General features: G+C 72.0%; 16 protein-coding genes. 11 read left to right on the top strand and 5 right to left on the bottom strand.

From position 1 onward, the window contains the following. Window positions 1-18 precede the first annotated feature (18 nt). Together ACZ4N4_RS15620 and arsM are read right to left on the bottom strand one after the other, a co-directional pair. A complete protein-coding gene (locus ACZ4N4_RS15620; protein WP_467588637.1) occupies window positions 19-1,887 on the bottom strand; it encodes a serine/threonine-protein kinase in 1,869 nt (622 codons plus the stop codon). A gap of 322 nt (window positions 1,888-2,209) precedes the next feature. After that, complete coding sequence (arsM, locus tag ACZ4N4_RS15615; RefSeq protein WP_467588635.1) at window positions 2,210-3,103, bottom strand: arsenite methyltransferase; 894 nt, start codon at window positions 3,101-3,103, stop codon at window positions 2,210-2,212. Window positions 3,104-3,211: 108 nt separating this feature from the next. On the opposite strand from arsM, the gene ACZ4N4_RS15610 reads away from it, so the two are divergent. From ACZ4N4_RS15610 to ACZ4N4_RS15600, 3 genes are read left to right on the top strand one after another with little or no spacing between them, the layout of a single operon-like run. After that, entirely contained in the window at window positions 3,212-3,586 is a 375-nt protein-coding gene (locus ACZ4N4_RS15610) for an ArsR/SmtB family transcription factor (protein ID WP_453577989.1), read from the top strand. Further along, window positions 3,583-4,326, top strand: a complete 744-nt coding sequence (locus ACZ4N4_RS15605; RefSeq protein WP_453577986.1) for an aquaporin — start codon at window positions 3,583-3,585, stop codon at window positions 4,324-4,326. Before ACZ4N4_RS15610 ends, ACZ4N4_RS15605 begins: the two co-directional genes overlap by 4 nt. Before the next feature lie 27 nt (window positions 4,327-4,353). Next, window positions 4,354-4,782 (top strand): arsenate reductase ArsC, encoded by a 429-nt coding sequence (locus ACZ4N4_RS15600; RefSeq protein ID WP_467588632.1) that lies wholly within the window; start codon window positions 4,354-4,356, stop codon window positions 4,780-4,782. 111 nt (window positions 4,783-4,893) lie between these two features. Here the strand turns inward: ACZ4N4_RS15600 and ACZ4N4_RS15595 are convergent, their stop codons facing one another. Next, window positions 4,894-6,135, bottom strand: coding sequence for a PP2C family protein-serine/threonine phosphatase (locus tag ACZ4N4_RS15595; RefSeq protein WP_467588629.1), 1,242 nt, complete (start codon window positions 6,133-6,135; stop codon window positions 4,894-4,896). Between the two features lie 682 nt (window positions 6,136-6,817). Between ACZ4N4_RS15595 and ACZ4N4_RS15590 the strand changes: the two genes are divergently transcribed. The 7 genes from ACZ4N4_RS15590 to ACZ4N4_RS15560 all read left to right on the top strand — a co-directional run bounded on the left by ACZ4N4_RS15590 (window position 6,818) and on the right by ACZ4N4_RS15560 (window position 12,633). Then, a complete protein-coding gene (locus tag ACZ4N4_RS15590; RefSeq protein WP_467588626.1) occupies window positions 6,818-7,444 on the top strand; it encodes a DUF5994 family protein in 627 nt (208 codons plus the stop codon). Window positions 7,445-7,484: 40 nt separating this feature from the next. Further along, complete coding sequence (locus ACZ4N4_RS15585) at window positions 7,485-7,625, top strand: hypothetical protein (RefSeq protein ID WP_467588623.1); 141 nt, start codon at window positions 7,485-7,487, stop codon at window positions 7,623-7,625. 144 nt (window positions 7,626-7,769) lie between these two features. Next, window positions 7,770-8,942: a sensor histidine kinase gene (locus ACZ4N4_RS15580; RefSeq protein ID WP_467588621.1), complete on the top strand. Its 1,173-nt coding sequence runs from the start codon at window positions 7,770-7,772 to the stop codon at window positions 8,940-8,942. Further along, window positions 8,939-9,598, top strand: coding sequence for a response regulator (locus ACZ4N4_RS15575; protein ID WP_467588618.1), 660 nt, complete (start codon window positions 8,939-8,941; stop codon window positions 9,596-9,598). The genes ACZ4N4_RS15580 and ACZ4N4_RS15575 overlap by 4 nt, the downstream gene beginning before the upstream one ends. A gap of 113 nt (window positions 9,599-9,711) precedes the next feature. Continuing rightward, entirely contained in the window at window positions 9,712-10,350 is a 639-nt protein-coding gene (locus ACZ4N4_RS15570; protein ID WP_467588616.1) for a GOLPH3/VPS74 family protein, read from the top strand. Window positions 10,351-10,366: 16 nt separating this feature from the next. Further along, window positions 10,367-11,929, top strand: a complete 1,563-nt coding sequence (locus ACZ4N4_RS15565) for a carboxylesterase/lipase family protein (RefSeq protein WP_467588613.1) — start codon at window positions 10,367-10,369, stop codon at window positions 11,927-11,929. 116 nt (window positions 11,930-12,045) lie between these two features. Continuing rightward, window positions 12,046-12,633 carry a hypothetical protein gene (locus tag ACZ4N4_RS15560; protein WP_467588611.1) on the top strand — a complete coding sequence of 196 codons (588 nt, stop codon included), beginning with the start codon at window positions 12,046-12,048 and terminating at the stop codon, window positions 12,631-12,633. Here the strand turns inward: ACZ4N4_RS15560 and ACZ4N4_RS15555 are convergent. Beyond that, entirely contained in the window at window positions 12,621-13,598 is a 978-nt protein-coding gene (locus tag ACZ4N4_RS15555; RefSeq protein WP_467588608.1) for a TolB family protein, read from the bottom strand. The two genes, ACZ4N4_RS15560 and ACZ4N4_RS15555, sit on opposite strands and share 13 nt — an antisense overlap. A 273-nt stretch (window positions 13,599-13,871) precedes the next feature. Beyond that, window positions 13,872-16,979 (bottom strand): FG-GAP repeat domain-containing protein, encoded by a 3,108-nt coding sequence (locus tag ACZ4N4_RS15550; protein ID WP_467588605.1) that lies wholly within the window; start codon window positions 16,977-16,979, stop codon window positions 13,872-13,874. Window positions 16,980-17,314: 335 nt separating this feature from the next. On the opposite strand from ACZ4N4_RS15550, the gene ACZ4N4_RS15545 reads away from it, so the two are divergent. Further along, window positions 17,315-18,052, top strand: a complete 738-nt coding sequence (locus ACZ4N4_RS15545) for a flavodoxin family protein (protein ID WP_467588602.1) — start codon at window positions 17,315-17,317, stop codon at window positions 18,050-18,052. The last annotated feature ends 288 nt before the right edge of the window (window positions 18,053-18,340 follow it).

Below are 18,340 nucleotides of genomic sequence, written 5' to 3'. Positions count from 1 at the left end.
GCGGCGCCCGACGTCGTGTCAGGGCGCCTGCGGCGGCACGTACGGCAGCCAGCGCTCCGGCCGGCCCGCAGCCAGAGCGAGCCCCGGAAGCCCGGCGTCACCGGTCCCGGCGCGGGTGTCGAGCAACAGGCCCGTCACCACCCGCTCCGGGTCCTCGTGCGCGTCGAAACAGCCCTGGGCGCCGATGTGGGCCCAGGCCTGGCGGGCCCAGCGGGCCACCAGCGGTTCGCCGTCGTCGTCCATCCAGTCCGGCTCGTCCACCAGGGCGAGGCAGCTGAGCTGCTGCTCGTGGCGGAGCCGGGTCAGCGCGGTCACCCAGTCCAGCCGGTCGGGGCAGACCCGCACCGGGGCCCGTCGGCGCACCGCCTGCGGCTGCCGGCTGTGCGGATGCGGCGGCCGCGACCCGACGACGATCAGGCCGCGCAAACTGCCGGGGCGCCACCGGCCCTGCCAGGAGTGCAGTTCGTGCGGGACGTGTTCGAGGCCGGTGGCGAAGTCGTGGTGCAGCGGGCTGGGCTCCCACTCCTCCAGGATCCGCAGCGCCGAGGTGACGGGGGAGAATCCGGTCCGGTAGTGGAGGGGGCTGGTGTCGCCGGGGCCGGCCAGCGGCATGTGGTCCCGGTAGCCGATGAGCGCGACCCGCAGCGACTCCGGGTGGCGGGTGCCGTCCCGCACGGCCTCGACGACGGCCTTCGCCCGGCGGACGCGGGCGGCCAGCTGGGCCGCGCCCTGCCGGCGCCGGACCGCGGTTTCCACGGCCAGGACCAGGTCGAGGGGGCGCGGGGGTGCGAGTCTGCGCGGCAGTCTGTCGACGAGCGTGGTCCAGGCGGTGGACTCGGGCCGGTGACCGCCCTCGTACAGGAGCCGGACCCGTCCGGGCCCGTCGAGCCGGTAGCGCAGTGTCGCCTGTCCCGTGGCCGGGAGCACCAGCCGGTCGGCCCGGACGGCGTGCCAGTCGGCTGGGGCGTCCTCGACCGGTCCCGTGACGACGACGGCACCGGCATGCGGCTGTTCCTCGCCGTCGGAGTGGGCCTGCACCTCTACCTCGGCGAGCTGCTCCGCGGGCCCCCGTCCCGGCACAGGTGCCGTGCTGCCCGCCCAGAACAGGGGCTGCCGCACCACCTGCACCGCGCCGGTGGACGGCTGGACGCGCGCGGCGGCGAACCACAGGGTCCGGCGCAGCGGGGTCGGGGCGAGCAGGTCGTCGGGGCCGTCCGGCCACCCGGCCGGGAGCCGCAGCCACAGCAGGGCCGTGGGCGGAGCGAGCCGTTCGACGGCCTGCTCCAGGCGGGTCCAGCCGGCCGCGCGCACGGCGACGACGAGCGGTATGTCCCCGGCCGGGGGCTCGGGCAGCCGTCGCAGGGCCCGTTCCAGCGCCCGGCCCAGGGACCGGTCGAATTCCTCGGCCGTGGGCTTTCCCGACGCCAGCTCGAAAAGTCGTCGTATTCGGCCGGCGGAGCGATCTCCCTCGGCGGCCGGGAGGGTGTCCCATTCCGCTTCGAAAAGAACGCGACTGCTCGGAAAGGCGTCACCCGTGTCACCCGTGACCCGGCTGATCCGGATTTTCTCGCAGCCGCATTCCACGAAAGTCGCCTCGGCCATTTCCCCGCCGGCGAGTGCGGTGGCGAGCCACCCCCGTCCCGCCGGAAAGAGGTGCCGCCGCTCCTGTTCGCGGATTTTCCGCAGCGCCGCCCGCCATCGCTCGGGCGAGTGACGGGCGACCTCGGGCAGACGATCCCTGACCGTTTGTTCGACCTGCTCAAACACCTGCTCGGAACCCGGTTCGGCGGTGGCCGCCGCCGGTGCGCCCAGGGCGTGCACCACACGGGCGGCGGCTGTCAGGATGTCGTCACGGCCCAGAACCCCGTTGTCTTGCTGCGCTCTCACGTGCCCCCCAGGGAAGGACGCACCGCGGTACACGGATTGCCCTGCCCTCACATAAATCGAACGAATGACGCCCCACCGGATTCAGAAGGGCGCACAAATGCACGAATACGCGATGATGCGATTTGTGTGACGGTCGTGAAGATACACGAAATTCCGCCACCGATGGAGGTATCGGTGATTTTCCCGGAGGGGTATCGGACGCGAAACGGAGGGGCATCGGGCGGGAAACGATCGAGTCGCCGTTCGGCGTCCCGGCGCCCGCCCGCTTCACCTGCGACCGGCCGGCCTCCGTTTCCGCCGACCCGCCGCCGGCAGTGACGTGTCAGCCCCGGCAGCCGCATCCCGACGCGGCCTTGGCCTCGGCCACCGTGGCCGAGGGATCGGCGGCCCGCTCGTCCGAGGAGCAGCACGCGGAGACACCGCGGCACGTACCCGTTTCCGGAGCCGAACCGCGCTCCTCGACAACGCCGGAGGGCTTGACCGCGCGGACGATGGCGGAGTGCATGCCGTCGGCGACCAGGTGCGTCGGGGTGATCTCGACGTCCGTGAGGCCGGCGGCGGCCAGGCCCTCGCGGTACTCGGCGAAGGACAGGGCACCGGCGATGCAGCCGACGTAGTCCCCGCGTTCGGCCCGCTGCCCGGCGGTGAGGACGTCTTCGGCGACGACGTCGAAGACGCCGATACGGCCGCCGGGCTTCAGGACGCGGAAGATCTCGGCGAAGACGGCGGGCTTGTCGACGGACAGGTTGATCACGCAGTTGGAGATGACGACGTCGATGGTGTTCGCGGGCAGCGGGACGGCCTCGATGGTGCCCTTGAGGAACTCGACGTTGGTCGCGCCCGATTTCCTCGCGTTGCCGAGCGCCAGGGCGAGCATCTCCTCGGTCATGTCCAGTCCGTACGCCTTGCCGGTGGGGCCGACGCGGCGAGCGGAGAGCAGGACGTCGATACCGCCGCCGGAACCGAGGTCCAGGACGCGTTCGCCCTCGCGGAGTTCGGCTACGACGGTGGGGTTGCCGCAGCCGAGGGACGCGGCGACCGCTTCGGCGGGCAGCGCCTCGCGCTCGTCGTCGGCGTAGAGGGCGGAGCCGAAGTTCTCGTCGACCTCGACCGGTTCGGGCCCGCAACAGGCGGTGCCGCCCCCGGTGACCTTCACGGCTGCGGCGGCATACCGCTGCCGGACGGTTTCGCGCAGGTCGGTGGACTGCTCGCTCATGGCGTCACTCCTGGGTGAGACGGGGCATCGCGATACCCCGGAACGGCCTGTATTGACGTTCGTTGATGCAACCTTGCGGCTTGGATCGAAAAACGTCAACATAGAGGCATGTCGAAACAAGAGCTTGAGGTGCTGGGCCAGGACACGGCCTGCTGCCCGGGGCTGACCGCCGCGCCGCTGGACGAGGAACAGGCCGCCGAGCTGGCGAAGGTGTTCAAGGCCCTCGGGGACCCGGTCCGGCTCCGCCTGCTGTCGATGATCGCCTCGCGCGGGGAGGGCGGCGAGGTGTGCGTCTGTGAGCTGACCCCGGCCTTCGACCTGTCCCAGCCGACCATCTCCCACCACCTCAAGCTGCTGCGGCAGGCCGGACTCATCGACTGCGAGCGCCGCGGCACCTGGGTCTACTACTGGGTGCTCCCGCCGGCTCTCGACCGGCTCGCCGTGTTCCTCACGACTCCGACGGCCGCCAAGGCAGCGGCGTGAGCACCTCTCTGGGGCGCCGCGCCCTGGCCGAGGCCGTCGGCGCCGCCGCGCTGGTCACGGTCGTGGTCGGTTCGGGCATCCAGGCCACCGAACTGTCACACGACGTCGGCGTCCGGCTGCTCGCCAACTCCCTGGCCACCGTCTTCGGCCTCGGCGTCCTCATCGTGTTGCTCGGCCCGGTCTCGGGCGCTCACTTCAACCCCGTGGTCACGCTCGCGGCCTGGTTCACCGGCCGGCGCGCGGGCGGCGGACTCGGCGGCCGGGACGTCGCCGCGTACGTTCCCGCCCAGATCGCGGGATCGATCGCGGGCGCGGTCCTGGCCGACGCCATGTTCGGCAGGCCGCTGGTGCGCTGGTCGACGCACGACCGCTCGGCGGGCCATCTGCTGCTGGGCGAGACCGTGGCCACCGCAGGCCTCGTCCTCCTGGTCCTCGGCCTGGCCCGAGCCGGCCGTGACCGCTTCGCCCCGGTGGCGGTGGCGTCGTACATCGGCGCCGCGTACTGGTTCACGTCGTCGACGTCGTTCGCGAACCCGGCGGTGACGATCGGCCGGGCCTTCACGGACACCTTCGCCGGCATCGCGCCCGGCTCGGTCGCTCCGTTCATCGCCGCGCAGGCCGGCGGCGCGGCACTCGGACTGGCGCTCGTGACAGCGCTCTTCGGCCGCCCGGACCCCACGCGGGCACCGACGCCACCGGTGCATGGCGAGCCCGAACTCGCCGCTCCCACCCTCCCCTGACCCACCGCCCCGAAAGCAACCACCACCATGACCAGCACTCCCGCCGGCGACCGGCCCTCCGTCCTCTTCGTCTGCGTCCACAACGCGGGCCGCTCCCAGATGGCCGCCGCCTTCCTCACGCACCTCGCCGCAGACGCCGTCGAGGTCCGCTCAGCCGGCTCGGCGCCCGCGGACACGGTCAACCCCGCCGTCGTCGAGGCGATGAGCGAGGTGGGCATCGACGTCTCCGCCGAGACCCCCAAGATCCTGACCACGCAGGCCGTCCGGGCGTCGGACGTGGTGATCACGATGGGGTGCGGCGACACATGCCCCGTCTTCCCCGGCAAGACCTACCTGGACTGGACGTTGGACGACCCGGCCGGGCAGGGCGTCGACGCCGTACGTCCCATCCGCGACGAGATCGAGAACCGCGTCCGTGGCCTGCTCGCCGACCTCGGCGTGGAGTCCGGTGCTTGAGGGTGGCCACGCCGTACCGGTCCGGCGCGAGCGCTCACGTGCGGGCCCGTCGACCTCGTGAGGCGCGGGACCACCGCACCCGCCGAGGCCCGGCGCGTCTTCGTCGCGAGGTCAGTCGAAGGCGGCCAGATGCTCGGCGTCGCCGCCTCGCCACTCGATGAGGAAGATGGTCGCGTCGTCGCTCGTGGTGCCGCCACGTTGTTCCTTCAGGGCGTGGGAGAGGGATCGCACCACCGCCCGTACCTCGGTGCGGTCGCGGAGGATCCGGTTGGTCCACTCGACGAGCTGCTCCTCACCGAACTGTTCCCCGCCGGCCTGGTGCTCCTCGAACAGGCCGTCGGTGAAGCACAGCAGCCGGTCCCCGGGGAGCAGCGTCCGCTCGGTGACCACCGGCTCCTCGCCGCCGAAGCCGACCGGCAACGTGGTCGGGCTCTCCAGCCGGTCCACCACGGTGCGGTCCCGGATCAGGAACGGCGCCGGGTGGCCGGCGTTGACCCAACGCAGCCGGCCGGTGACGATGTCGAGAACCATCATCTGCGCGGTGACGAAGTGGTCGGGGCCGAACTGCTCGTTGATGGCCCTGTCCATGAACGAGTACACCTGGGACAGGTCCGTGTCGGCCCGTCGCGTGTGGCGATAGGCACCGATGGCCACCGTCGCCATCGTCGCGGCATCCAGCCCGTGGCCCATCGCGTCGATCATGGCCACGTGCAGGATGTCGCCGTTGAGGGCGTAGTCGAAGCTGTCTCCGGCCACGTCGTAGGCGGGCTCCAGGATTCCGGCCACCTCGACCTGGGGAACGGTCATCGACAGCGGGGGAAGCAGCGACCACTGGATCTCCGCGGCCACGCTCATCGGGGCGCTCCGGCGGGCCTGGAAGAACAGGTCGGTGTAGGCGTCCTTGGTGACGATCATGTCCGCCACCAGACCCGCGAGTCTGCGGAGCAGTCGACGGTCGTCGTCGTCGACCCTGTCCAGGGTGAGGGCCATCGCCCCGATCTGGTCGCTGCCGTCCAGCAGCGGCAGGTACATCCGCACACTGCCGTGCTGTGGCACCTCCACCGTTCTGCGGCTCAGGAACGCCTTGCCGGCGGGCGAGTCCTCGACCGACTCGGGGCCGCCGACCCTCAGCCTCCGGCCCGGCAGCGGCACCAGCAGCACCTGTTCGTAGTCCTGCAGGAGGATCGAGACATCCCGCCCCCCGACCCTGGCCACCTCTTCCGCGACGAGTGGGGCGATCAACTCCGGCGGCATCTCATGGGCCCGGTCCAGCAGCACACCCAGCAGTCGTTCGCCGAACCCTTCCGAGCGGTCCACCCTGATCCCGCCCGGCTTGTACCCACCGTCCGTCATGGCTGCTTGTTTCCCTTCACGCCGGGATCGCGATCTGCCCGGGGACCTCATGGGGCGGCCGCGTCCAACGCGGTCTTCGCCGGGCGGCCCGGCCAAGGCTTGCATCGCCGACCGGTCCGACGAGCCGATTACGCCCATGGGCGGCATGTCGCCCCCAACTGCCCGTCGCCACAAGACGCCAGAGCGACGGGGACGCGGGCACGCCGGCCAGTGAACGGGCCGGACCCGCGACACCGGTCCGGTCGAACCGGGCCGACGGTGGCTCTGGCCCGCTGGTCGGTGGTGACCACGTAGATCGCTCCCACCGAACCGAACCCGCGCCCCGCCCTGCTTCCGATCGCGCGCCCGCCGTCCCCCAACGACCCCGGCGTATACACACCGGGGTCGCCCTTCCAGGTCGGTCGCACGTGAGAGTGTGCCGACCCGCTTTTCACTCTATGCCTGATGCGCATTTCGGGCATCAGGGGTTTCGTGCTCCGCTCGGGGCGCTGGGAGTGGGACGTGCGACCAGGTCCCCTCCCCGGCGATACGCCGGACGCCGGCGCGACGGTCCGTTCGGTCAGTCCGAGGAGTAGGCTGAAATTACCGAGGATATTTCGCGCACCGGCTGCCACGCTCGTGTCGTTTTCGGCGATTGAATAGGCCGGGCCGATCTCGGTCGGCCCGGGGCAGGGTTCGCGTCATGACTGCCGCCATTTCCTTCTCGCCGACACTCGAAGACCGGTTGTCGTCGTCCGCACCATCTCCCTCCTCTTCCTCCTCGTCTTCCTCTTCCTCCTCGTCTTCCTCTACGTCCCCGCTCCGCCTGTCGCTGGCCCCCGTCGGTCGTGCACCGGCTCTCCTGGACGGCGCCTGGTGGCCCCGCTCCCGTGACCTCGGGGCGGAACTCCCCACCCTGACCGCCGTGCTGGACCCGCTGTGGGGGCGGATCACCCGGGTCACGGTGAATCCCACCTACTGGCCGGTCGTGCCACACAAGGTGCCCGTCGCCGGGCATGTGGTCAACGTCGGCTGGTTCCTGGCCGAGCAGGACCCACACGAACTGCTGCTGCTCTCCTACCGGGTGGGCCGGTGGAACCTGCTGGTGATACCGCCGGGGACGGACCAGGTGTCGGCCGCCTGGCTGATGACCGCCGCGAGCGACCCACTGGGTACGTCGACCGCGAGCCGGCTGATGGAGGAGGCGGCACGTCTGCGGACGGTGTCCGAGGCCGACCGGGCGGTGGAGGCGGTCTGGGACTCCGAGGGCGGACACCGAGTCCATGATCGGGCCGATCACGCCACCTCGAGAGTCGCCTGTTCCTCTTGATCCCTTCCTCACCGCATACCGGCTGGTCACGGATGCCGGTATGACCCTGCGACTGCACCACCCGCCGCAGGTCATGGCCCGTGTCATCGAGATCACCGGCTCCGGATTCCTGCTTCACCCGGTACCCACCGGTCGCCCGGCGTCGCGCCGGATTCCCGTCGCCATGGGCGGTGCGCTGTGATGGGCCCGTTCCGGCCGATCCGTATGTCGGGTCCTCCCGCGCGCGGCCCGGTGCGGAGTACCGGCACCGGGAGACGTCCGAACGGCGGCCGACCGGCGCCGTCGGACAGCCCGGCTTCACCGGGTCGCTGGGTAGGGTCGGAGCGTGGACCGCAGCAGCAGGCAGCCGGGCGACGCGTTCGCGGGTGAAGCCGGGGGTGAGCCGTCGCCGCGCGCGGTGCGGGCACTGTGGTGGGGGTCGGCCGGCCTGGTGCTCGCCGTACTCGGCACCTCGGTGCTCGTCGCCGGCGCGGATCGCGGAGAGCGACTGCTCGTGGCCGTGGTCCTGGTTCTCGTGCAGGTCTGGGCTCTGCGGTGGCAGGTGCGCGCCCCGGTCGCCGTACTGGCCGTGAACACGGCGACGGGGCTCGCGGTGTGGACGCTGCTGCCCACGGTGTCCTTGACGGGCGCACTGCTCGCGGCGCAGGTCGCGTTGTGCGTACTGTCGGCCACCAGACCGCGCCGGGCCTCGGTGTGGGCGCTCGCGGCGATGTGCCTGCCGGTGCCACTGGCGTTCCGGGCGGGCGGTGGCCCCACGGGGATGACGGTCTATCTGCTGGCCGTGGTCCTCGCCTGGACCGCGGGGCAGTGGCGCCGGGCGCAACAGGCGCGGCGGACGGCGGAGATGCGCCGGGCCGTGGCCGAGGAACGGGCGCGGATGGCACGCGAAGTGCACGACGTGGTGGCGCACACGCTGTCCGTGATGGTCGTTCAGGCGGGCGCCGCGGACGACGTGTTCGCGGCACGGCCCGACCAGGCCCGGCAGGCGCTGCGCGCCATTGAGACGGGCGCCCGCTCGGCACTGGGGGAACTGCGGCTCCTGCTGCGTGCGTTCGGGCCCGATACGCGCGACGACGAGGCCGGGGAGCAGCGCAGACCGGGCCCCTCGCTCGCGCGCCTGGACGAGCTGGCCGACACCGTGCGCGCGACCGGGATGACCGTGCGCGTGCACCGCGAGGGCGTCCTCGACGGGCTGCCGGCCACGGTGGACCTGGCGGCGTACCGGATCGTCCAGGAGGCCCTCACCAACACGCTGCGCCACGCGGCCGGTGCCGACGAGGTGAGCGTGCGCGTGACCGTCGACGGGGAGTGCGTGAAGATCACGGTGGCCGACAACGGACATGCTCCCCAGGGGAGTTCGGTGCCGGCCGGCGAGGGACGAGGTCTGGTGGGGATGAAGGAGCGGGCGCGTCTCGTGGGCGGCAGCCTGCGCGCCGGTCCGCTGTCCGGGGGCGGGTTCGAGGTGACCGCGCGGCTGCCGGTGGAGGGCGTGTCATGACGTTGCGTGTGGTGGTGGCCGACGACCAGGCCCTGGTCCGTACCGGATTCCGCATGATCATCGACGCCCGGGACGACCTGGAGGTGGTCGGTGAGGCGTCCGACGGCCGGGAGGCGGTGCGGCTGACCCGGGAACTGGCGCCTGACGTGGTGCTGATGGACGTACGCATGCCCGTGCTGGACGGCATCGAGGCGACCCGGCGGATCGTGGCGGACGGCAGTCGCGCCCGGGTGCTCGTGCTGACCACCTGGGACCTGGACGCGCACGTGGTCGCCGCCCTGCGGGCCGGGGCGAGCGGTTTCCTGCTCAAGGACATGCGTCCCGGCGAGCTCGTCGACGCGATCCGCGTCACCGCCCGCGGTGACGCGCTGCTGGCGCCGACCGTGCTGGGCCGCGTCCTCGACCGGTTCCTGAGCACCGCGCCCGACCAGGCACCGCCACCCTCCCTGCGGGACCTCTCCGGCCGCGAGCGGGAGGTGCTCACCCTGATCGGGCAGGCGTTGTCGAACGCGGAGATCGCCGAGCGGTTGCGTCTGTCGGAGGCCACCGTCAAGAACCATGTCACCGCGGTACTGCGCAAACTGGACCTGCGCGACCGCGTCCAGGCCGTCGTCGCCGCCTACGACCACGGCCTCGTGCAGCCGCGCCGCCCCTGACGGCCGGCCTCCTCCTCAGGGAGGAGGCCGGGCCGCGGTCCTCCCGCGTTCCCAGAGCCGTTCCGTTCCCGCAGCCGATCCGGGGCCGGGGTGCCCGGCCCTAGCGTCGAAGGGTGAACGACGACCTGGCCTGCCTCATGTATCTGCTCGCCCACGACGCCGCGGCCGAAGGCCCCTTCGACCGTTCCCGTACCCGGTTCCTGGTGCGGGCCGCCGCCCTCGTCGACCTCGCGTCGCGCGGCCGGCTGGGAGAGAACGGCGGCAGGGTCACCGTGTCCGGCACCGGACCGACCGGTGACCCGGTCCTGGACGGCGTGCTGCGCGACGCCGCCGCGGGGCACGGCTGGAAGCGTCTCGTACGCCGCCACCGCAGGCAGACCCTGACCCGGGTGGAGGACCGGCTCGCCGCGGCGGGAGTTCTCACCGTGAAGGCGCCCCGCACCCGCTTCGGCACCCGGCGCCTGACCGTGAGCGACCCCGCCGTGCCCGCCGCACTCCGAGCCCGCGTATCCGCGGCGCTGCACGGTGACGGCCCCGTGCGGGAGCTCCCCGCCGCCGACGCCGCGCTGCTGGCACTGGCCGCCGCGGGCGGCATCCGCTCGGTGGTCTCACGACAGGACCACAAGACCTTCCGGGCCCGTATCGACAGCTGCACGGGGTCGCTGGCCGCGCTCGCGCCGGGTCTGGAGAAAACGGTACGCACACTGCCGATGACCATGATCGCCGCACAGGGCGGCATGGGCGGCAGCTGACCGAACGGGGAAAACGATGAGCAAGCACCGCGTCCTGACCACCCTGGGCTGCGCCCTCACCGCCTTCCTCGCGACGGCCTGGTCCGCAGCGCCACCGCCCCAGCCCGCCCGGGCCGCCACCCCGACGGTGCGTGTCCACGACGGCCTGGTGCGGGGCACCGGCCACGACGGCTACCGCACTTTCGAGGGCATTCCCTACGCCGCGCCTCCGATCGGCACCCTTCGCTGGGCACCGCCCCGCCCCGCGGCCCCCTGGCCCGGGGTGCGGGACGCGACGCGGCCCGCGAGCGCCTGCCCGCAGCCGGCCGGCGAGGTGCCCGGCGGCAGCACCTCCGAGGACTGCCTCCACCTGAACGTCACCACGCCCGACAGCGCGGGACCGGCACACCCCCGGCCGGTGATCGTGTGGCTGCACGGCGGCGGCTTCACCACCGGAGCGGGCAGTTCCTACGACGCCCACCGCATGGCCACGCGAGGCGACGTCGTGGTCGTCACCGTCGACTACCGTCTCGGCGCCCTCGGTTTCCTCGCCCACAGCGGGCTGCCCGGCTCCGGCACCTTCGGCCTGGCCGACCAGCAGGCGGCGCTGCGCTGGGTCCGCTCCGCGATCGGCGCCTTCGGCGGGAACGCGCACGACGTGACGCTGGCCGGTGAGTCGGCGGGCGGCTACAGCGTCTGCGCCCAGCTCACCTCGCCCGCCGCCGCGGGCCTCTTCGACCGGGCGATCATCGAGAGCGGCCCGTGCACCGGCAGCCCCGACCGCCCGTTCGCGCCGTCCGCCGTTCCGCTGCCCACGGCGCGTGCCACGGGCGCGGGCCTCGCGGCGAAGGTCGGCTGCGGCTCCGCCCGCGACGTGATGGCCTGCCTCCGGCGCGTGACCGTCCCCCGCCTGCTCGCGGCCCAGGACGCCGACCATCAACCCGCCTACGCCACCCCGCTGTTGCCCGGTGACCCCGCGGCCACGATCAGCGCCGGCCGCTTCCACCACGTCCCCGTACTCATCGGCGACAACCACGACGAGGGCAACGGCTGGGCCGCCGGGATCATCCAGGCCGGCAACCCGGTCACCCCCGGCACCTGGCCCGACGTCGTGTCCGCCTTCTTCCCCTCCCCGGGGCAGGCCGAGGCGATCGTCCGCGAATACCCGGTGCACCGCACCGACGGGGGCCCGGTGTTCGGCGCGGTCATCGGCGACGCGGACTTCGCCTGCCCGACGGCGCGCACCGACGCCCTGCTCACTGACCACGTACCCACCTGGCGCTACGAGTTCGCCGACGAGCACGCCCCGCCGCTCACCTCCGGCACGCCCCCGTTCCCGCTCGGCGCACCGCACGCGAGCGAACTGCCCTACCTCTTCGACCTGGGCGGCCGCCCCCGCGACCTGACCGCGGCACAGCACCGACTGGCCGACACCATGATCGACTACTGGACCCGCTTCGCCCGCACCGCCGACCCCAACGGCCCCTCGTCGCCGCACTGGCCCCGGCAGACCGTGCTCTCCCTGGCCCCGGACCACATCGTCCCCACCCACACGGCGGAGGTCCGCCACCACTGCGCGTTCTGGAACGCCCACGGGTGACCGCGGCACGGGCACGAAGGGGCGAGGTGGACGCCGGGCGAGGTACCTGCCCGACAACCGTCGCGGTGGCGAGGCCATCTGGTTCACCATGGGGTGTGCGATTCGATTCCGTGCCCATGCCGGCGACCGTCGAGGCCAGACCTCGTGACAGCCGCGGCTATCCCGTGCCCGCCATCACCCCGTGGGAGGGCGACGCGCCCCAGTTCGCGCTCACCGACTACGGGCGCAGCGCCGAGTGCGCACGACAGCGTCTGTGTTCCGTCTGCAACACCCTGATCCCCAGGGGTCCGGTGTGGCGGGTGGTCGGCGCCGCGGAGAGTTCCGCGATCCGCGACGCGCTCGCCGCCGGGCGGCCGTACCGCAACATGGCGGCGACGCTGGAGGCGCCGGGGCACCGCGCGTGCATGCTCTACGCCTCGATGGTCTGCCCGTATCTGGCGCGGCCCAACGCACGGCGGGGGCTGACGGCACAGAGCCCGGACGACATGACCGCGCATGTCGTCCGGGGCGCCGTTCGTGGGGACATGGGTGCCGTGGTGGGGTACGGCGACTACGAGTTCGCCGTCACCAAGACCCAGGTCCTGTTCCGCTTTCTCGACGTGGTCGAGCACCTGCCGCACGACACCGCCGACCAGCACCTGCCCGAGCTGGAGGCCGAACTCGCCCGCTCCGGAGGCCGGTTGGGCGGCGGTCAGCCGCGGTAGGCGGGCAGGCCGGTGTGGTTGGAGACCTTGACGGGCTTGCCGAAGCCGTGGGTGGTCTTCGTGATGGTGTAGGTGCCGGTCGGGGCGCGGAAGGCAATGGTCTTGCCGTTGGGCGACCAGGTGGGCTCGGTGTAGTCGGTGGTGGCGTTGGGGGTGACGTCCTTGACGACGTGGGTGGAGCCGCCGAAGTCCTCGACGAAGAGGTGATCGTGCCCGTGGACGGAGCGGACGAAGACGACCTCCTCGTTGTCGGGGGAGAGAGCGGGCTCGGAACCCTTGGTCAGCGCGCCGCCCTGCTGCCGCAGGTAGTCGTCGCGGATGTAGACCTCGCCGGTGTGGGTGTTCTCGTAGACGGCCGAGCCGTAGTTGCCGCCGACATTCGGCCAGGTGTTGTCGGTCTGGGGAACGTTGCCGTCTCCCGGGTCACCGTTCAGGCTGATCCTGGTCGGCTTGCCGTGGTTGCTGGTGGCCTTGACGCCCTCCAGGACGGTGCTGCCGTGGATCTTGGCCGAGAAGATGAGGTTGTTCTTCGCGGGGATCCGGTTCGCCCGGTCGGCGGCGGTCACCTGCCAGGTGGGGTGGGACCAGGTCTGCCCGCCCGGGTTGGCGGCGACGGTGACGCGGTGGCTGCCGTCGGGGTTGGAGACGACGAGGTCGCCGTGCCCGTCGACGAAGGCGGCCTTGCTGCCGCTGGGGTTCCAGGCCAGGTCACGGACGGTGGTACCGAAGTCGATCGACTTGCCGTTGACCAGGACGTGGCGGGTGCCGTCGCTGATGGAGAGTCCCCTGGGCACGGTGACCGTGTGGGCGGACACGGCCGCCGCGACCATCGCGGCGCTGCCCTTGGCGTCGCCGCCGGAGGACGGGGCGGCCGTCGCGGCTGCGGCCGTGCCGCACAGGGTGAGCAGAGCGGCGGCGCCCGCGGTGGTGACTGCTGCGGTGTTCCGACGGTTACGAGCGGGCATCGAGGTTCCCCCAGGAATGTGATGGGCACTGCGACGAGAGTTACGCGGGAACCGCCCGCCGTCCCCGAGCCCTGAACCGGTCCGTCGGCTTGCTGCCCTTCGCGATGAGAGAAGTCTTCCCACAGCGAGTGACAGGGCTGTGCGCTCGTCGTCACAGCCCTGCAATAGCGGGTATTACGGCGTACCGCCCATGAGCTCGGCAAAACGCGGGAAGCGCAAAGGCGCCCGGTGACATCAAATCCCCGGGCGCCTTTGGCGGGCCGTACTCAGCGCCTACGAAAGGACCTTGTAGCCGCTCCAGCCGCTCGCGATCTTCACCCGCGCACCGAACGAGCCCTTTCCGTCGCCGCTGGTGCGCCACACGTTGCCGCTGGTGTCGCGGGAGACCAGGTCCGGCCTGCCGTCGTCCGTGATGTCGCCGACCCCGACGACCGCGTTGTACGAGCCGCCCCAGTTCGACAGCACCTTGACGCGGGCCGCGAACGTGCCGTCGCCCTTGCCGTTGTAGCGGTAGACGTTGTTGGACGTGTCCTGGGCCAGGAGGTCGGCCTTGCCGTCGCCGGTGATGTCACCGGTGCCGACGATCTTCTTGTAGCCCTTCCAGTTGTCGTAGAGCTTGACGCGGGAGGCGAGCTTGCCGGCGCTCGTCCCCTTGTAGAGGTAGACCGCTCCGGTGGACGCGTTCCTCGCGATCAGGTCCGGGCGCCCGTCGCCGCTCACGTCGCCGGGCGAGGTGAGCACGTTGTACTGCGTCCAGCCGCTGGTCCCGAGGGTCGTGTACGACGTCGACGGCTTGACCGCCGCCCCGCAGCCCGGCTTGTACAGCCGCAGCGCGCCGCTGCTGTAGCGCACGAGGACGTCGTTGCAGCGGTCGCCGCTGAGGTCGCCGAAGGGGATCGCCGTGATGGTCCTGGGCCAGCCGGTGCCCGTGTACCTGTCGCCGAGCTTGCCCGTCCCCGTGCCGCTGTGGAAGGTCAGCCCGCCCGAGGAGTTCAGGGTGAGCAGGTCGCCGCGGCCGTCCGGGCCGTCGGGGCTGACGAAGTCGCGGCGCACCGCGGCTCCGCGCTGCAGGAAGCCCTCGTCGCCGGTCACCGTGTTCGCCGTGCCGGTGCCGAGGCCGGTCGCCTTCAGGGTCCAGGTGAAGTGGCCGTTGGGGAAATAGCTCCCGCTCGCCGCCTTGCCGTTCCAGGTCGCCGTCACCCGGCCGGGGGTCGCGCCGCCGGTGAGCGTGCGGGTGGCCTTGCCGTTCGCGCCGCTCTGGACCGAGGTGAAGGTGAGCGACCAGGAGGTGACCGGGCGGGACAGCACCCAGGCGCCCTCGAAGGGCATCCCCGGGTCCACATAGCTGCCGGCTGACGTCTCGAAGGCGGTCACGGCGGACGGGGCGATGCCCGTGGTGGTGACGTGGGTACGCTCGTAGTCGTCGAACCAGGCGACCAGACCGGTGTACTCGTCGACCGTCCAGCGGTAACGGCGGTCCACTGAGCCCCTGTCGGGCAGGTCCGAGGCGACCGTGCGGGTGGTGCCGGTGGCCGCCTCGGTGAGGACGAGCGTGCCCGCACCGTGGTCGTGGCGGACGGTGAAGCCGTCGCCGAGCAGTACGTCGCCGGGGGTGACCGCCCTGGACGTACCGGCCTTGGTGTCGTACACGCCCGCGGAGTCCGTCCCGCAGGCCCAGTACACCCAGCGGCCCGCCGCCTGGAGTTCGCTCGGCACGCAGGCCAGGCGCGGGACGGTCACCGTGGTGAGCGTCTTCTCCTGCGGGATGCTGTACGAGGTCAGCTTGCCGGTCGTGGAGGCGCTCCACAGGGTGGAGCCGTTCAGGGCGGCGGCGCGCACGGACCGCTTCAGCTTCTGGCCCTGGCCGAACTCGCCGACGTACTGCGCCGGGGAGGCGCCGCCGGAGTCGAAGACGGCGTAGCGGTCGGAGACGTCGACGATGTGGCCGCCCTGGCCGCCGAAGTCCAGGTCGTTGCCGCCGATCTCCACCAGCCGGTCGTCGCCGAGGCCCTCGCCCTCGTCGGTGCCGCCGTTCGAGTCGAGGTAGACGTCCCGGGCGTCGAGGTTCCCCCACAGCGCCGAGCACGTGGTGCCCGCGTACGGGCAGAGGGCGGCGTAGATCGAGCGGCTCGCCGTGGCCTGGGACGCTGTCAGCGTGGCGGAGCCGTCGGTGGTGAGGGTGCGCACGGACGTGGTGTCCGCGGTGGCGTCCGGGTCGTCCTCGGCGACCCGCAGGCTGCCGCGGCTGAGCGCGATGCCCGTCTTGGCGTTCTCCACCGCCGGGGTCTGCTGGACCTTCTCCACCTTCAGCGTGCCGTCCTCGGCCTGCTTCACCCGCCGCACCCACCAGTCGGTGGCGTCGGTGCCGCCGGTGACCAGCGCACTGCCGTCACCCGCCGCCAGCGTGTACTGGCCGGCGCTCGCCAGCAGCGTCTGCTGCACCGACGGATCGTCGACGTCGACCGCGAGCAGCCGGGAGCCGAGCGCGCTGGAGGACAGCGGCAGCAGCAGCCAGTCGCCGACCAGGACCGGGTCGCCGTCGAGCGCGCCCGGGTAGGCGGGCAGCGTGACGACCTGCTCGGCGGCGGCGAGGTCGGTGCGGGACTTCAGGTGCAGCTCGGCCTTGCCGGCGTCGTACCAGCCGATGCGGTCCTCGCTCATCACGTAGTGCGAGGCGAAGGTGGCGTCGGTGAACGCGTAGGTGTTCACGGCCGAGCCGACGTCGATGTAACCGATCGTGCTGGTGCTGACCGACCAGAGCACACCGTCGGAGTCCGCCGCGCGTACGTCACCCCCCACGCTCGCCACGTCACCGGTGACCGCGCGGGTGCGCCACTCGCCGTCGACCTTGTCGATCAGGGCCCGGGAGGTGACGATCGTGTCGCCTGCGAGGGCGCGGTAGTAGCCCTGCCCGTACTGGCCGGAGCTGTTCCAGCTCACCTTCTTGGAGGTGGCCGTCGCCGGATCCCACAGGGTGGCGTACGCGTCGTTGGCCGTGGTCGGCAGAGCGACCAGGTCGCCGTCCGAGCCGTACCAGGCCTTACGGCACTCGGAGCCGATGGACGTGCAGCCGGTGCCCGGGGTGTAGACGCCGTCGGCGTTCTCGACGGTGACGGTCCTGCCGGTCGCGTAGTCGGTCCACAGCAGTCCGGTCCTGCCGGTCTGCCGGTGCAGAAAGCCGGTGTCGCCCGCGACGTACGGGCGGTCGGTGCGCGGTGTGGTCGAGCTGGGGTCGACCAGTGTGATCGCGGTGGTGCCGGCCTCGGTCGCTTCCGCGGAGCCGTCGCCCTCCGACAGGACGACGGACGCGGCCACGACGGCGACCACGAGCGAGGAGACGGCGGCGGTCAGCCCGCCCCGTCTCAGGGCGTGTCTGCCCACGTGATGTTCCCTCCCCTACGAGGGTCCGTACCCTCGCACAAGTGGCCGGATCTTACCAAGATTTGGTAAAGGCGGCGAGGCTCTCGCAATCTGAAGTGGGTGACGAGAGGAGGCGAGAGTGGCTGGACCGGGGGGTGCTCAGGACGTGCCGCGGTCCGGGACGTGTGGTCCGGCGGGAGCAGGCCGACGGGCCACCGCGAACCCGAGCGGACGGATGCGGGCGAGGCCATTCGGAGGCACTGCTGTGGCACCTGACGTGGGTGACTCGCACGCTGAACCTCGGACATGACGACTCGCCACGCACCACGTGATGGCAGGCCTTCCAGGAGGATCGTGTGACCGCTTCGTCGCCCGCCACCGACGCACCGCCGGCCCGGTACGACGACCTGCGCGCGCTGGTAATCAACTGCACCCTCAAGCGCTCGCCGGAGACCAGCAACACCCAGGGGCTGATCGACCGCAGCACCGCCATCCTGGACGCACAAGGAGTGCGGGTCGACGTCGTCCGGGCCGTGGACCACGACATCGCCACCGGGGTCTGGCCCGACATGCGGGAGCACGGCTGGGAGACGGACGCCTGGCCCGACCTGTACCGGCAGGTCATGGCGGCCGACATCCTCGTGCTGGCCGGCCCCATCTGGCTCGGCGACAACAGCTCCGTGACGAAGCAGGTGATCGAACGCCTCTACGCCTGCTCCAGCCTGCTCAACGAAGCGGGCCAGTACGCCTATTACGGCCGGGTCGGCGGCTGCCTGATCACCGGCAACGAGGACGGCGTCAAGCACTGCGCCATGAACGTCCTCTACAGCCTCCAGCACCTGGGCTACACGATCCCGCCCCAGGCGGACGCCGGCTGGATCGGCGAGGCGGGCCCGGGGCCCTCCTACCTCGATCCCGGCTCCGGCGGCCCGGAGAACGACTTCACCAACCGCAACACCACCTTCATGACCTGGAACCTGCTCCACCTTGCCCGCGCGCTGAAGGACCTCGGGGGCATCCCCGCCTACGGCAACCAGCGCACCGCCTGGGACGCCGGCTGCCGCCACGACTACGAGAACCCCGAACACCGGTAGGGACACCAGTGGCCGGAGCAGCCGCGCGCAGCCCAAAAGCAGCGTCCGTCTTGGCCACCGAGCGTGGCACGGTGCCGCATCGTCAGCCCAGTGCGTCGACAGCGGCGAGGATGTCAGCGGGTTCGGCAGAGGTGGCGAAGGCCCATCGGCACCAGGGCAGGAATTCCGCTGACGCCGGTGGGCGCGCGGCCGGCAGCCGAAGGATGCGGGCCCCTCTGTCGTCGAGCGTGCCGAGGGCATCCCCGCACGCGGCGCGGAGGCAGTGGTTCCGCCGTTCGGCTGGAGACG

This window comes from Streptomyces sp. NPDC026538, assembly GCF_055567535.1.
Note: the sequence above shows the minus strand (reverse complement) of the source record. Positions and strands in the feature narration are given on the sequence as shown.

Excerpts from the sequence above, each read along its gene's own strand:
- ACZ4N4_RS15595 (WP_467588629.1), bottom strand. The coding sequence starts at position 6,135 with ATGACGGACGGTGGGTACAAGCCGGGCGGGATCAGGGTGGACCGCTCG.
- ACZ4N4_RS15610 (WP_453577989.1), top strand. The coding sequence starts at position 3,212 with ATGTCGAAACAAGAGCTTGAGGTGCTGGGCCAGGACACGGCCTGCTGC.
- ACZ4N4_RS15565 (WP_467588613.1), top strand. The coding sequence starts at position 10,367 with ATGAGCAAGCACCGCGTCCTGACCACCCTGGGCTGCGCCCTCACCGCC.
- ACZ4N4_RS15555 (WP_467588608.1), bottom strand. The coding sequence starts at position 13,598 with ATGCCCGCTCGTAACCGTCGGAACACCGCAGCAGTCACCACCGCGGGC.
- ACZ4N4_RS15590 (WP_467588626.1), top strand. The coding sequence starts at position 6,818 with ATGACTGCCGCCATTTCCTTCTCGCCGACACTCGAAGACCGGTTGTCG.
- arsM (WP_467588635.1), bottom strand. The coding sequence starts at position 3,103 with ATGAGCGAGCAGTCCACCGACCTGCGCGAAACCGTCCGGCAGCGGTAT.
- ACZ4N4_RS15575 (WP_467588618.1), top strand. The coding sequence starts at position 8,939 with ATGACGTTGCGTGTGGTGGTGGCCGACGACCAGGCCCTGGTCCGTACC.
- ACZ4N4_RS15600 (WP_467588632.1), top strand. The coding sequence starts at position 4,354 with ATGACCAGCACTCCCGCCGGCGACCGGCCCTCCGTCCTCTTCGTCTGC.
- ACZ4N4_RS15560 (WP_467588611.1), top strand. The coding sequence starts at position 12,046 with ATGCCGGCGACCGTCGAGGCCAGACCTCGTGACAGCCGCGGCTATCCC.
- ACZ4N4_RS15585 (WP_467588623.1), top strand. The coding sequence starts at position 7,485 with ATGACCCTGCGACTGCACCACCCGCCGCAGGTCATGGCCCGTGTCATC.